Raw genomic sequence first — 14,034 nt, forward strand, 5'->3', positions numbered from 1 at the left:
GCTACACCGTTTGCCAGTGAGCCGGTATGTTCAACGCCCTCATTATCGATAACAATATAGTCAATACCATCAACGGGCGAACCATCATCATAAAGGTATTCAAGTTCAAGCTGAGCGAGTGTACTTGCGGATAACGTATTGTCACCCAAATCAAACGCAGTCACTTGGCTAATGTTAACAGGGCTTGCATTGCTTGGTGCCCGCGCTGTTTGTGGGCTGGTTATGTCGTAATTAACCTGCCCATCAAAGGTTATAAATGTCCCATCAAGTGTGAGTACGTTAGTGGCGGTAATATCAACATTGCCTTGACTGTCGAGTTTTATCTCGCCGCCCGCGTTGTGAATAATTAAATCGCCATTACCTGAGCCCGTAATGTTTATATTATTGTTTGTTTGTAAAAACGTAGAACCAGTAGGCACATTAAGCTTTAAGTCGCTGTTATTGGTTTTTAGGTGTATGTCGCTTTGGGCATTTACTTTTAGTGCACGCCCGGTGAGGAGTGATATTTCATTCTCGCTCGTAAGGGTTGCATTTTTACCACTGAACGCTTGGCTGCCACCACTTTGATAATTTACATGGCTGTTAGTTGTGGTTTGCGACACGGTATTTTTAACATCAATAAATTGATTGTTTTTAATAACAAACTGAACATTGTTTTGTTCGGTTTCAAGGCATAGGTCGCGCCCTGCGTGTAGATTAATAGTACCGAGTTGGCTTATCCATTGAATAAATTGGCGGCCTGATTTTATAGCATTTAATTCAATATAGTGCTCACTGGCGAGTGTTTGTAAGATGACTTTGGGTACATCTTTATCGTCATCAAACATGAGTTCATTTTGCGCTGCGCTTAATAAGCGATTATGCGTTGGGTTAGCGGCTGTAACTACGCTTGGCTGGTCGGCGTTTAGTGCAAAACCCATTATAAATGTATTATTTGGGTCGTTATTAATACACCCAATAAGTACCTCAGAACCACCAACGAGTGGAAAGTGCCAGCCTGTTGCTTGAGGTTGATTTTCACAAGCATATAGCGCTAGTTTTTTTAGTGCAGGGCTTGATTGAATTACTGGGCGAGCTGTTTTATCAAACTCGGTACGAATACGGTATTGGCCGTGTTCATCTACAAATGCATTACTTGTGAGAGATTCTACGGTTGCTGGAAATACCATAGGCTTAGGTGTATGAGGCTCCGGCATTGCTTTGTAAGGTGTGCCTCGCTCTATAAATTGCGCTACGCAGTGATAGTGCGCTTCACCTTCATGACTGCTTTCGTCATTTGCTTGATTAAGGGTGTGCTCTATTGCAATGCATAGCAAATCACCACTGGCAAACCCCATATTATCGTCAAGCGAAATTGAGCAGCCTGCAAATACATCAGATACATTACCCGTAAGCGTAACCAGTTTATTGTGTGTGGCTAATGCATTACTAAAGCTTTGTGTTTGTGCTGATGCTTCTGCGCTTGAGTTGGCAGCAGGCTCGAAAAAAGATTGACTGTTACTGGCTACTTTTTGAAATTGTCCATGGGCATTACTTTGCGCTGCATTATTATATAAGGTTTGTGTTACTTCACTGTGCATAAAGCCGACAAAGTTACCCCAGTACTGGGCGTTCATCCCCGCGTTTGCTTTAACTTCTAATACACCCGTACTTAAATAGGGGCTGTTGAGGTTGCTGTCACTTATAACAAGTGTTTCGGTGTTTGATTCACTTTCAATCCAGTAAAAAAGACCATGCTGAGACATCAAGCGATTAAAAAAGGCCCAGTCACTTTCCATTGCTTGCACACATTGCTTTAAATGCGGTAAGGCGGAGCTTGTCCTAAAAACGATTTGTCCTGATGAATAACCTGCTTTTTGTGCTAAGTAATTTAATACATCTTGTACGTTTACGGTAATAAAGACTTTACTGTTTGAGGTGTCTTTTAAGGTGGATAATCGATCTTGAATGTTTATTTTAAAGCGATGTAGATTGTTGAATACACCCATATTGGTTACAGATGTAATCAGGCCGCATTGTTCTCTATATCTTTTGTTTTTATTAACAAAAATCACACTGGCATTAGCAAGTAGTATACCTGTATTAATTTTCACTGAAGATTCAACGGTGAGTGAATAACTAAAGCCTTTATTAATTTTTTCGTAGCCATGCAGGTAAGTAACATTAAAGTCTTTGTCATTAACCTTCAAAAAAAAATTAGATTTAGTCAAAACGTTGCAATCCCTGCTCGGTAAAATTAGTGGCGTAAACATACCTTTTTGTGTGTTAATGATCAACTGGATAATTGTAACTCTAAAAATAAATTGAATTATTTTTTTTGATTGTTTCATAAATAGGGATTGTTTTGTTTTATTGCGTATTATTCATTTATAACTGTTTTTTAGAGTGTTTATTCTAATTCGTAAATCGCATTAATATTCTAATATTTTAAACCTTATATAGGTTGACAATAGCGGTTAGGTGTTTGTATTATGCGCCAAATAAATGGATTTATTACTAGCCTTAGACTAAGAGTTTTTTAGTTTAACTGATGACAAGGAGCATGTTGTGAATAAAAAAGAGTTTATAAATCAAATAAATAGCTTGTACTCCTTAGCTTGGTCACTTACTGCCAGCGTTTCTTCGCTACTAGACCAGGTAGGTATTCCTGCCCATCGCGTTTTTTCTGAAAATTCTATAGAACACTTTTTCTTTTTTTTAAATAATCCCCCTAAAAGCAATGGAAAAGTTACTTTAATTAACGGTGATGTATCTGTTTATATAAAAGAGCTTTCATTAATAAATACTAAGTTAATTACGTCTATAGATGATGTTGTTACGCAGTCTTTGTTAGTTGATTCTCAAGAGAAAAGCAGGACTAAGACTCTTTTAGGCTTTTTTAAAACTAATAAATGGTCTGATTGTGCGAATGTAAGATTCAATAAAGTTATTTGCCCAGTTTATGAAGCTACTCTTTGCAAAACTAATTTTAATTTTAAATAAAAATATTTATTGAGGTAAAAAATGCGCTTTATTTTAAATGCAATTATAGGTTTATCACTTTCTATAATATTAACTGGTTGTATGAGTACTAACGTAAGTTTAGATGTTAAGGCAACAGATAATTTAAATTTAAACCAATTTGATGAAGCGTTACCAGTGGTTTTAAAGGTATATCAACTGTCTGATATACAAACATTTAAAACAGCCACATTTGAAGAGTTATGGAAGTCAGATAAGTCAGTTTTAGCTAATAGTTTAATTACATTAGAAGAGCGAACAATTCACCCTTCTGAACAATCTAAAATTAAGTTTGAACAAGCTGAAAATGCAAAGTTTGTAGCTATTGTTGCTTTATTTAGAGATCGCAGTGGCGATAACTGGAAAGCGTATTATCCGCTTGCAGATGGCCCTGTTAAGTTGTCTACATCATTAGATGTTTTGGTTACCAATAATGAAGTTCAATTACCTGGCGTGGATAAGGCTGAGTAATGAATTTAAAAGCTCCCGCAAAGCCCGTTTGGGCTGAAGGTGTTTTGCTTGCCCAGCAACACTTTCAACTATTTGACGATTATCACGATCAAAATCAGGTTGTACGTCAAGCGCTAATATCGCCATTGGCGTTCGGTTTACAGCATTTTGCTATTGATGAATCAGCACTTGCTCGCGGTATATTAAAAGTGACCAGTTTTAAATTACTTTTAGAAAATGGTCGCTTGCTTGATTTTGATCGACAGCATCAAGATGATTTAAAGCTTGAGCTCGATACTAACCATCAAGAGAGTGTTATTTATATTGCTATTGCTGCTAATAAAACAGTTAGCAATATTGAAGGTTATGCGGCCAGCGGGCAATTAAGTGCATATGAAGCGGATTATATTGATTTAGAAGATAATCATGATGCGTCGCGTAGTCGTGAGGTATTAGTTGCAAAGCCTAAATTTATATTACTGTCTGACTCAGATGTAAAAACTTATTTTGACACCATTGCATGTTTAAAAATAAGTCGCTCGGAAGATGGATCATTTGTTTTAAATAAACAGTTTGTGCCTCCTTTATTGAATATAAGTGCATCTGCTTATTTAACTGAGCTGTTAAATAGAACGGCTAATTTAGTTAATGCAAAAGTTAATGTGCTGCTTAGCAGACGTAAAAATTATGGCTCAGTTACTGACTTTGGGCCGAATGAAATGAATACATTTTTGTTACTTAATGCAATGGCTCCATCCGCCAAGCGTTTAGATCATCTTAAAAATTTGTCATTGGTCCATCCTGAACGTTTGTATTGTGAGCTTGTTGATTTAATTAGTTCAGTTTCAATGTTTGAGCACAGTGACTTAGTTAACCAAGTACCACCATACCAGCATAAAAATTTAAGCAATGTATTTGGTCAGCTTGATGGCCTATTAACTCGTTTACTTGAAGGGGTTGTACCTAAGAAAATGGTGGGCTTAAAACTTGAAAAAACCTCTAACGCTATTTATCAAGTTGCCACTATTGATTCTGCAACGTTTACTAACAACGACTTTTATTTAGCTGTGTATTTTGAATCTGAAGACACCAAATGGATTGAAACATTTAGTGATCAAGTAAAAGTTGGAGCAAGCGAAAAGCTCGATATCATGATTTCATCTGCTTTAGCGGGTGTGCAACTAACACATTGTCAGCGACCTCCAAATAAGCTGGCCATAAAAAGTGGTTATGAATACTTCAGGCTTGAGTCGCATGGTTTCATTTGGCAGCAAATTATTGAAGAGCAATCATTAAGCCTATTTGTACCATTTGGATTGCAAAGTGCACAAATTGAAATTGTTACCGTAGCACGTAATTAACGTTGAGTTGAAATTATGCAAGAAGCACAAAAAGAACAAGATTTAGTCGCGTGTATTTCGCCTGTAATTAATGCGCTAACACCATTAAAACTAAAGCAATCTACTAACTTAGAGCTTGAAGAGTTTAGAGAAAATTTACTTACTAGTTTTGATGACTATGAGCGTAATTGTTACTCGCAACAGGTAACAACAAGTTTAATGCAAGAAGTTAAGTTTGCTCTTACGGCTATGTGTGATGAATTTGTTATGAGTTCAGGTGCTCATTTTAGAATGGATTGGATGTCTCGACCGCTACAGCTTGAATTTTTTGGTAACAACCGAGCTGGTGAAGAATTTTTTGAACGTTTAGGTAAGTTGCGTACCGGCGGAGAGCAAAAGCTAGCTGCATTAGAGGTTTATTATATTTGTCTGCAGCTTGGCTTTGAAGGCATTTACAAAGTTAAAGGCATTGAGCAATTAAAAGCGTTAATTGTTGATGTTAGAGCTCAAATTGAAGATATAAAAGGAACACCGAGTTCTCAATTATCTGATAACGGTATACCTGCAGAAGGGTTTGCGATGAAGGTGGGGCGTAATATTCCTTACTGGGTGATTTTGGCTATTTGCTTGGGTTCTATTGCCTCATTATTTGCTGGATTTCATTATGTAATTAATAAGCAAGCAACGCAGAGTACTCAGGTAATAGACAACCAAATTGAAGTGCTGACTCAGCTCAATAAAACCAACGAAACACGATAGGTAACACAATGCAGGGAAGAGTTAATAAAAGCGGTTTAGTTCATTTTTTATTGGGCTTGGTATCATCGCGTGCAACGGGTCAACTTATTGGCTTTATAGCCGTTTTGAGTATTGTGTGGTTTGCCGGTCGCATGGTGGGTTTAGATACTACCGATAAAAAATTAATTGCGATGGGTGCTGTAACCGCTGTTTTTGTTTTATTTATTTTTATTCGTTGGTTATGGACTAAGCGCTCAGGCGATAAGTTAGCTTCTGAATTAGCAAGTCATAATGCCGGTTCGAGTGCTGAATTAAGCGAAATTAAAGAAAAGATGCAAGAAGCATTGGGATCTTTAAAAGCATCTCATTTAGGTGCGGGTTATCGTGGTAATACTGCTTTATACGCTTTGCCTTGGTATATGATTATTGGCCCTTCGGCTACAGGGAAAAGTACTTTATTTGCAAATTCGGGCTTACATTTTCCTTACTCTAATTCGAGTGAATTGCATATCCAAGGTTTTGGTGGAACGCGCAATTGTGACTGGTGGTTCTCAGATCAAGCTATTTTAATTGACACCGCTGGGCGTTACACAACTGAGCAGTCAGAAAATAAAGAGTGGTTGTCATTTTTAGCGCTCCTTAAAAAATATAGACCAAAACTGCCTATAAATGGTGTAATGGTGGCCATTAGTGTTGCAGATGTTTTAACTTCCGACAGTGAAGAAATTCGTCAACATGTAAAATTAGTGCGTGAGCGTATAGAAGAGCTAATTACCCAGCTTGGCGTTATTTTTCCTGTATATATCACTTTTACCAAAACTGACTTAATCAGTGGTTTTGAACCTTTTTTTAGTGACTTATCTGAAAAAGAGCGTGAGCAAGTATTTGGTGCGTACTTACTCGATATTAGTGAAGATCAAAAAAATGATCCTGCAGAAATGTTTGAAGTTCGTATGCAGGAGCTATATGAGCGACTGTGCGAGCAACGTTTAAGCAAAGTTGCACGAGAGCGCAACGAGCATCGTAAACAGCTAATACTTGATTTTCCTAATCAATTTCAATCAGCTTCAACTAAGTTAACTGAGTTTGTTAACTTACTGTTTAAGTCTAATCCATATCAAGAAGTTCCTTGGTTTGCTGGTGTTTATTTTACATCGGGCACGCAAGAAGGCACGCCTATTGAGCGTATTACTAATGGTGTACGAGATCAATTTGGTGCGGTTGTTGTTGACCAAAAACAAGAAAGCATTACTCAAAGTTATTTTATTAACCGCGTATTTAATGATGTTATTTTTAAACTACAAGATTTAACGCGAGGAAATAGAAAAAAACGGTTAGTAGGACGCTGGTTAAAAGGTTTAACAGTCACTTCAGGTTTGGCATCTATTGCAGCAATCACAGCACTCCTTATTACGTCGTACACAAGTAATCAATTATTACTTAATCAAGGTGAGTCACGCGTAAAAGCAGTTGTTGAAGCTAACGTAAGTAAGGCAAAAGATGAGCAGAAGCTTGCTGCTACGCTAGCGCTGTTTGAGCACTATGGTCAGCTTAAAACTTACGAAGATTCATTACCGTGGTACTTTATATTTGGTATTTATGAAGGTGATGAAACCTTAAGTAGTGTTGCAAATGTGCTATTTAATCAGATGAATCAGCTTATTACTTACCCAGGTGAAGAGCATTTACTTGCGCAAATAAAACAGTACGAAACACAATGGTTTGACAATGAAGGTGAAGCGAAAGCAACGATTCGTCAGCAGTATTACGATGCACTAAAAATGCATTTAATGATGAGTACGAACCCTGAGCATATTTCAACGGAGTTTGCTAAAGAGCAATTACTTAATTTTATAGCTGAGCATTTTCATATAGACATAAATGCACAAGAGCAAGCACCCATTTATACACAACTAAGTAGCTTAGTTGATATGTACCTACAAAATATGGGTAACGATATAGAGCAGCCAGGTAAAATTGCATTTTGGCAGGCTAACGAAACATCGATAGCGCTAGCGAGAGACAATTTAAATACCCAGCCAGAGGCTTTCCCGTTATATCAACAAGTAATTACAAGCTTTGCTGAACGTAAAAAGCCATTGTTATTAAACGATTTTATGATTTCTAAAAATCGTGATGTATTTAAAAGTAAGTATAAAATCCCGTATGTTTATACAAACTTAGGTTGGCAGGAATATGTATTCCCAGAGATTAAACGTATTTCACGTTTGGTGTTCTCAGGTGACTGGGTTATGGGTTCTAGCGATGAAAATGGTCAAAATGTTGTTGACGAAGCACAAGCTGAAACTTTGGCAAAGGCTATGCGAGCATATTACTTTAAAGACTACGGCAATACTTGGTTTGCTTTTATAGATAGCATAAAAGTGCCTGCATTTAGAGATCTAAACGATGCAAGTATTGATTTTGCACGCCTTTCATCGATGGATGGCCCCTTTAACGATTTAATGAAACTGATTAACGATAATATTACGCTCGCTGACGCTCCTTCAAAAAGCCAAGCTTCAATAGGTAAGACGGCTGCAGATGTTGCAAATAAATTAGCTTTAAACACGCCAACAATTACTCAAATGAGTACGGTTAGAGCGCCAGAGCTTGAAAGTCGATTTGCTGACTTAAGACGTTTTGCACAGCCTAATGAAGATAAGAATTCTTCTGATTACTTAAGACAATACATCAGTTCATTAAGTAGCATCCATTCAGACATTAAAGCAATGGCAGCGAGTAATGAAGATGATGCTCAAGCAATGATATTTGCGCAGGACTTACTTTCAGGTAATAGCCAAAGTAATGCATTACAGTCTTCGTGGATTATTATTGAGAGCCAAACTCGAGCACTAGACCCTCAAACCAAAGAAACGCTAGATAAGCTATTTAAGGCTCCGCTTCATGGTGGTATAGCGACTATCATGGCAAAAGCACGTACTCAGCTTAACCAAGAATGGGAAAACCAGGTTTATACTATGTATAACAGCAGTTTAGCTGGTAAATATCCATTTAACTTAACTGGCCCTGATGCTGCGATAGCAGATGTTTCTGAATTTTTAAATTCTGAATCAGGAATTTTATGGAGCTTTATTAACACCCAGCTCAAACCATTTATGAAAGTACGCCGCGGTGTGTGGGAAGAAAAACAATGGAATGGTGTAGGTATTGGTTTTAGCGCGCAATTACTTGATGGTTTAACTAAAGCAAATAAAGTAACTCGTTCGTTGTTTTCTAGTGGTGCCGACAGTGCTGGTTTTACTTTTCAGATGATGCCTGTTCCACACCGAGGTATTCGTGAAACATACTTAGGCTTTAGTGAGCAAGGTTATCGCTACCGCAATGAGCCTGAAGAATGGCGTAATTTTTCGTGGCCTGGTCGAGGGGCTGCAGAGAAAGCGGTTCTGTATGGTTTAGATAATAAAGGGCGTCGTATTTCTATCGAGCAAGACGGACCTTGGGCACTACTAAAAGTGCTTAACTCAGCCAGTGTTAAGTGGATTAAAGGCACAGAATTTTTAGCAACATGGGAATTAAAAGATAAATCTGATGAGGTGTTAACAGTCCAGTTTTCTCTTAAATCAGGACGCAACAGCGGTATATTTTCAAAATACATGCTTACATCGTTTGCATTACCAAGCTCTTTGTTTTCACAAAGCCCTAGCTTGGCTCAATCGCAGTCGCGAACAATGCAATAGGCCGCTAGCAATGTTTAATTTATTTACTAAAAAGAAAACACCGACATTGGTTAAGCAACACAGCTTTGGTTTTATGGGTAAAACACCAATAAGACCAGACTTTGTAAAGCTTAATATTTCATCTAGAGAATCGGTTGGATTTGATCATTGGTTACAAGAAGGTTTTGCGCATTTAAACCGTGGTAGAAAAACAACGGATACAAGCCACTTGAATGGAACTAAGTCGTTGTTTTTTATATCGGGTAATGCTGATGATGGTGGTTTACTTGGCGTTTTGCAGCCAAGTAAAGATAGCAGTGGTCGGTTTTACCCATTTAGCTCTTTTGTACATAGTGGGCTTGATACATATAAGCGACATCCTGCTTTTCTATTTTTATTTGCAAGCCAAGTAATAGAGCACCTTTTAGGTGTAAATGAAAATATTAAACAAGCTGCCAGTATTAATGAAATGGAGCAAAAAGCACAAGATTATAACCGTGTAGCTGATGCACTTAAACAGCAACCAAACTTAACTCTAGAGCTTGATAAACTTAGAACTATTCCGATGAGCGTTTTTTGGCAGCATTTAGGCTTGAACGATATTGCTAAAAGAGCAATTTTAATTGAAGAGCTATCAGCTGTGCTTAAATCTATCGCTAATAGAGGGTGTTTAAGAAGTCAGTTTGGTATTCGCCTACCAATGCCTAGTTTTAGTCATGAAAGTGCCTTAGTTGCCGGGTTTTGGTTGCACTTAGTTGCATCTATGGTGGCAGATCATAATTGGCAGCCTTGGTTTTTTTATCAGTTAGGTGATGAGAATCAAGCGCCTAGTTTAACTATTTTTTGTAGGCCTATTCCAGCGTCATACTTTAATAGTGTGTGGGAATACGATAAAAAAACAAACGATATTGTTGATCTATGTAATTTAAAAGTAGAAAAACAGCCGTCTTCACAAACACTTAATTTTGCTGATATGGATAACGTGAGTGTTTACGATGCACTTCGTCGTTGGTGTAAATCATGAGTAATAAAGCACCACATACACATACCACCTGGATTGAATGGCTTGAAGCATTAAGTGCTCCTCTGCCGGGGAACAAGTGTGGAGAAGATTTAAAATATGAAGAAACATTTAAAGCATTAAAAGCATCTTCATCAGGAGTGGGGGAAGTTGACTTTAAAGTGATGTTTATACAAGCATCAGATTTACTCAACACTCAAAGTAAAGATTTACGCATAGTAAGTTACTTAGCACTAGCTGCAACAAGTGAGTTTGGGGTTACAGGTTTAACGCATACATTATTGTTATTTAATCGTTTGTTGACTACTTATACGGATGAGGTACACCCACTAAAAGCCAGAATGCGCGCTGCAGTTAATACATGGTTTTTACAACAGCAAGAACGTTTAAAGGGTGTAGCCCAAGGGCATAATACAAACGCTGAACAATGGCCTGAACTTATAGCTGCCTTGACTCAATACAATGAGCAGTGTGTTGCGTTATTAGACAACGAATCTGGCCCTCTATCGACTTTGAATGAGTGGGCTAAAGAACAAGAAAAACGAAACCCAGTGCCTGTAGCTGAACCAGTGCAAGAAGAAAAAGCGATTAGCACAGAGCAAAAATTAGCTGAGAATTCAGCTGTAACGGCTCCAAAATCAGAAACTAATAATTCGGCACCAGCCGCAGTTGCTAGCCAGGTTAGTATTGGTAATGCTGATATTGCCTCAGATACAGCGTATTTAAGTGCGGTTAGGCAGCTACTTAACTTTGATAAAGAACAAAATAACATTGAACGAGTAATAAAGTTATCGCGAGCTGCACGTTGGACAAGATTGGCATTACCGGCTAACGAAAATGGAAAAACGCGTTTACCCGCTCCTAGAGCTGCAGCATTTGCTCCAATTGAAAATGCATTGGCAAGTGAGCAACCTGAACAAGCTTTAAATTTAGCCGAAGGGTTGTTTATGGAAGGGGCTATGCAATTTAATTTAAATCTCCAAGTGCTTAGTTTAAATGCATTAAAAAAATTAAATAAATTGCCGCTTGTTCATTGGCTTGAGCAACAATTAGTTAATTTAAATGAGCAGTTTCCTGCTTTAGTTTCCCTACAGTATGACGATGGAAGTCCGTTGTGTTCATCTGTAAATAAAGAGTTTTTAAAAGAGTTATCACATTCTGCAAAAACAGAGTCTGTTAGCTCTCAAAGTAGTGCGTTTGATGAGCAGTATAGCGAGTTAATACAAGACGTCGAAAAAGGGCAGTTATCGACTGCATTAATTAAAGTCGATCAAATAAATATTTTAAACGATTTTGATAAAGCTCAAGCGCAATTATTAAAGGCAAAATTATTAATGAAAGCTGAGCATTACGAACATGCTTTAGCATTATTAAACGTGTTACTAAAACAAATAAAAGCGCATGACTTAGCGCAATGGCAACAATGTTTTTGCATGGAAGTATGGCGATTTTCCAAGCAGTGTTATGCAAGTTTGTCACAAACGCCAGAAGATGAAATGAGTTTAGCTGCTAAACATATTAGTCAGCAAATGATGGTAACTAACCCTGCACAAGCATTAGCGTGGGTTTAGTTACAAGGGCTTGACTAATATGTCGAGGTTTAATTGGAATTGAGTCGGTAGATAACCAAACTGCAAAGGAAAAAACATGAGTGATACATTTCAAAAAGAGATCCCCAGAGCTCGGATCAATATTTCGTTAGAGCTTGATACAGATGGCGCTTCACAAAAAAGTGAATTGCCATTAAAGATGCTAGTAATTGGTGACTACTCAAATGGTCAAAATAGCCAAGAACTATCTGAGCGTGAGCGCGTAACAATTAATAAAAATAATATTGAGCAAGTGCTTAAAGATATGGCGCCTAAAGCGAACTTTCAGGTAGCGAACAAAATTAAAGGTGACGGCGAAATTAACGTAAACCTTGAGTTTGATTCTTTTAAATCGTTTGACCCAGAATCAGTTGCTTCTCAAGTGCCAGAGCTTAATAAAATGATGGCTATGCGTAATTTACTTCGCGACCTTAAATCTAATTTATTAGATAACTCATCACTGCGTAAAGAATTAGAGCGTGTTTTACAAAATCAGCCAGAGCTAGATGAGTTAAAAGCTAAACTGGATGAAATTGCGCCGCTAGCGTCTGAAGATGAAAAACAACCAATAACTGAATAAGGAGATTACCATGTCAATGCAAGAACAATTAAATGTTGCCGCGCATACCACGGAGCAAGCTCCTTTATCCACTTATGAAAATATATGTGGAATGGTTGATATTTCTCCAGTTGCAGATGAAATCAAACTTGATTCATTTAGAGATGCAAGCAACCTAGCCGAAACTCGTGCAAATGAGCGCTTAACTGCAGCTATAAATGTATTTTTAGATATGGCTAGCAGTAGTGGCCAAGAAGTAACTCGAATTGATAAATTACTTTTAGATGATTACATCGCAAAAGTAGACATTATTATTTCTCAGCAGTTAGATCAAATTTTACATCACCCAAATTTTCAAAAAATGGAATCAGCATGGCGCTCGTTACGTTACTTAATTAACCGTACGCCTAACAATGCCAACATTAAAATTGAAATGCTTGATGTAGATAAAGAAACTCTAAGAGATGATTTTGAAGAAGCGCCTGATACAACTCAATCTGCATTATATAAACATGTATATACTTCAGATTACGATACGCCAGGTGGTGAGCCAGTATCAACAATGGTTTCGAACTTTGAGTTTGATTGTTCTGCGCCCGATGTATCGTTACTGCAAGAGATATCTCGTGTATCTGCGGCAGCGCATTGTCCGTTTATGGGCAGTGTTGGTCCTAAGTTTTTTCTTAAAGACTCATTGGAAGAAGTATCTAAAATCCAAGATTTGGGTTCTTACATGGAGCGCGCTGAGTTTCTTCGTTGGAAAAACTTCCGTGAATCAGAAGACTCTCGCTACATTGGTTTAGCATTCCCGCGCTTTTTACTACGTCTACCTTATGGTGAGACAAATCCTCTTCGTAACTTTAATTACCAAGAAGATGTAAGTGCGCAGCATCATGAACGTTATTTGTGGGGTAATGCAACATTTGCATTTGCTGCAAACATTATCCGTAGTTTCCATGATAATGGTTGGGCTGTAAATATTCGTGGGCCGCAATCAGGTGGTAAAGTTGAAAATCTTCCGCTGCATTCATTTGAAGCTGGTAAAGGATCAGAAACTAAAATTCCAACTGAAGTACTTATTTCTGAAACTAAAGAACTTGAGTTTGCTAACCAAGGGTTTATTCCACTTAGTTATTATAAAAATTCAGATTTTGCATGTTTCTTTTCAGCTAATAGTGCGCAGAAGCCACAGGTATTAGAAACAAATGAAGCAACAGCTAATGCAAGAATTAACTCACGCTTACCATATATTTTCTTAGTATCGCGTATTGCGCATTACTTAAAAGTTTTACAGCGTGAAAATATTGGTTCAAGTAAACCTCGCCATGAATTAGAGCAGCAGCTTAATGATTGGCTTGGCGCATTAGTAACTAAAATGAACAACCCTGATGAATCTCTTATTGCTACGCATCCACTAAAAGATGCAAAAGTAACTGTAGCAGAAATTCCAGGTAACCCTGGTTACTACAGAGTAAGTACGTACATTGTTCCTCATTTCCAAGTTGAAGGGATTGATGTTCGTTTAGCGCTAGTAGGGCAAATGCCTGGCGAAAAATGAACTGCTACGCCGCCAATGAAACGGATTTAAGTACTATCAAATGCGTCAATTTGGTGAGTAGTTGGCAGGTGTACATAAAGGATTAAGACTTATAGTCTA

General features: G+C 37.7%; 10 protein-coding genes. 9 read left to right on the forward strand and 1 reads right to left on the reverse strand.

What is annotated here, in order from left to right:
• Positions 1–2,210 (reverse strand): type VI secretion system Vgr family protein (locus AAEY62_RS14265; RefSeq protein WP_350635180.1); only part of this gene is annotated, 2,210 nt, incomplete at its 3' end.
• Between the two features lie 337 nt (positions 2,211–2,547).
• On the opposite strand from AAEY62_RS14265, the gene AAEY62_RS14270 reads away from it, so the two are divergent.
• The 9 genes from AAEY62_RS14270 (at position 2,548) to tssC (ending at position 13,935) form a co-directional block, all read left to right on the forward strand.
• Positions 2,548–2,982 carry a hypothetical protein gene (locus tag AAEY62_RS14270; protein ID WP_007584504.1) on the forward strand — a complete coding sequence of 145 codons (435 nt, stop codon included), beginning with the start codon at positions 2,548–2,550 and terminating at the stop codon, positions 2,980–2,982.
• A 21-nt stretch (positions 2,983–3,003) separates the two neighbouring features.
• A complete protein-coding gene (tssJ, locus tag AAEY62_RS14275; protein ID WP_007584502.1) occupies positions 3,004–3,471 on the forward strand; it encodes a type VI secretion system lipoprotein TssJ in 468 nt (155 codons plus the stop codon).
• Entirely contained in the window at positions 3,471–4,811 is a 1,341-nt protein-coding gene (gene tssK, locus AAEY62_RS14280; RefSeq protein ID WP_169044738.1) for a type VI secretion system baseplate subunit TssK, read from the forward strand. The genes tssJ and tssK overlap by 1 nt, the downstream gene beginning before the upstream one ends.
• Before the next feature lie 15 nt (positions 4,812–4,826).
• On the forward strand, positions 4,827–5,549 hold the full coding sequence (icmH, locus tag AAEY62_RS14285) for a type IVB secretion system protein IcmH/DotU (protein ID WP_007584493.1): 723 nt from the start codon (positions 4,827–4,829) through the stop codon (positions 5,547–5,549).
• Positions 5,550–5,557: 8 nt separating this feature from the next.
• Positions 5,558–9,229, forward strand: a complete 3,672-nt coding sequence (gene tssM, locus AAEY62_RS14290) for a type VI secretion system membrane subunit TssM (RefSeq protein WP_024592022.1) — start codon at positions 5,558–5,560, stop codon at positions 9,227–9,229.
• Positions 9,230–9,239: 10 nt separating this feature from the next.
• Positions 9,240–10,232 carry a type VI secretion system-associated protein TagF gene (gene tagF, locus AAEY62_RS14295; protein ID WP_007584486.1) on the forward strand — a complete coding sequence of 331 codons (993 nt, stop codon included), beginning with the start codon at positions 9,240–9,242 and terminating at the stop codon, positions 10,230–10,232.
• On the forward strand, positions 10,229–11,800 hold the full coding sequence (locus AAEY62_RS14300; protein ID WP_101163512.1) for a TssA family type VI secretion system protein: 1,572 nt from the start codon (positions 10,229–10,231) through the stop codon (positions 11,798–11,800). Before tagF ends, AAEY62_RS14300 begins: the two co-directional genes overlap by 4 nt.
• Before the next feature lie 76 nt (positions 11,801–11,876).
• On the forward strand, positions 11,877–12,398 hold the full coding sequence (gene tssB, locus AAEY62_RS14305; RefSeq protein WP_007584482.1) for a type VI secretion system contractile sheath small subunit: 522 nt from the start codon (positions 11,877–11,879) through the stop codon (positions 12,396–12,398).
• Positions 12,399–12,408: 10 nt separating this feature from the next.
• Entirely contained in the window at positions 12,409–13,935 is a 1,527-nt protein-coding gene (gene tssC, locus AAEY62_RS14310) for a type VI secretion system contractile sheath large subunit (RefSeq protein ID WP_007584480.1), read from the forward strand.
• Positions 13,936–14,034: the final 99 nt, after the last annotated feature.

This window comes from Pseudoalteromonas sp. GW168-MNA-CIBAN-0100 (genome assembly GCF_040309225.1).
Taxonomy (GTDB): Bacteria; Pseudomonadota; Gammaproteobacteria; order Enterobacterales; family Alteromonadaceae; genus Pseudoalteromonas; species Pseudoalteromonas arctica.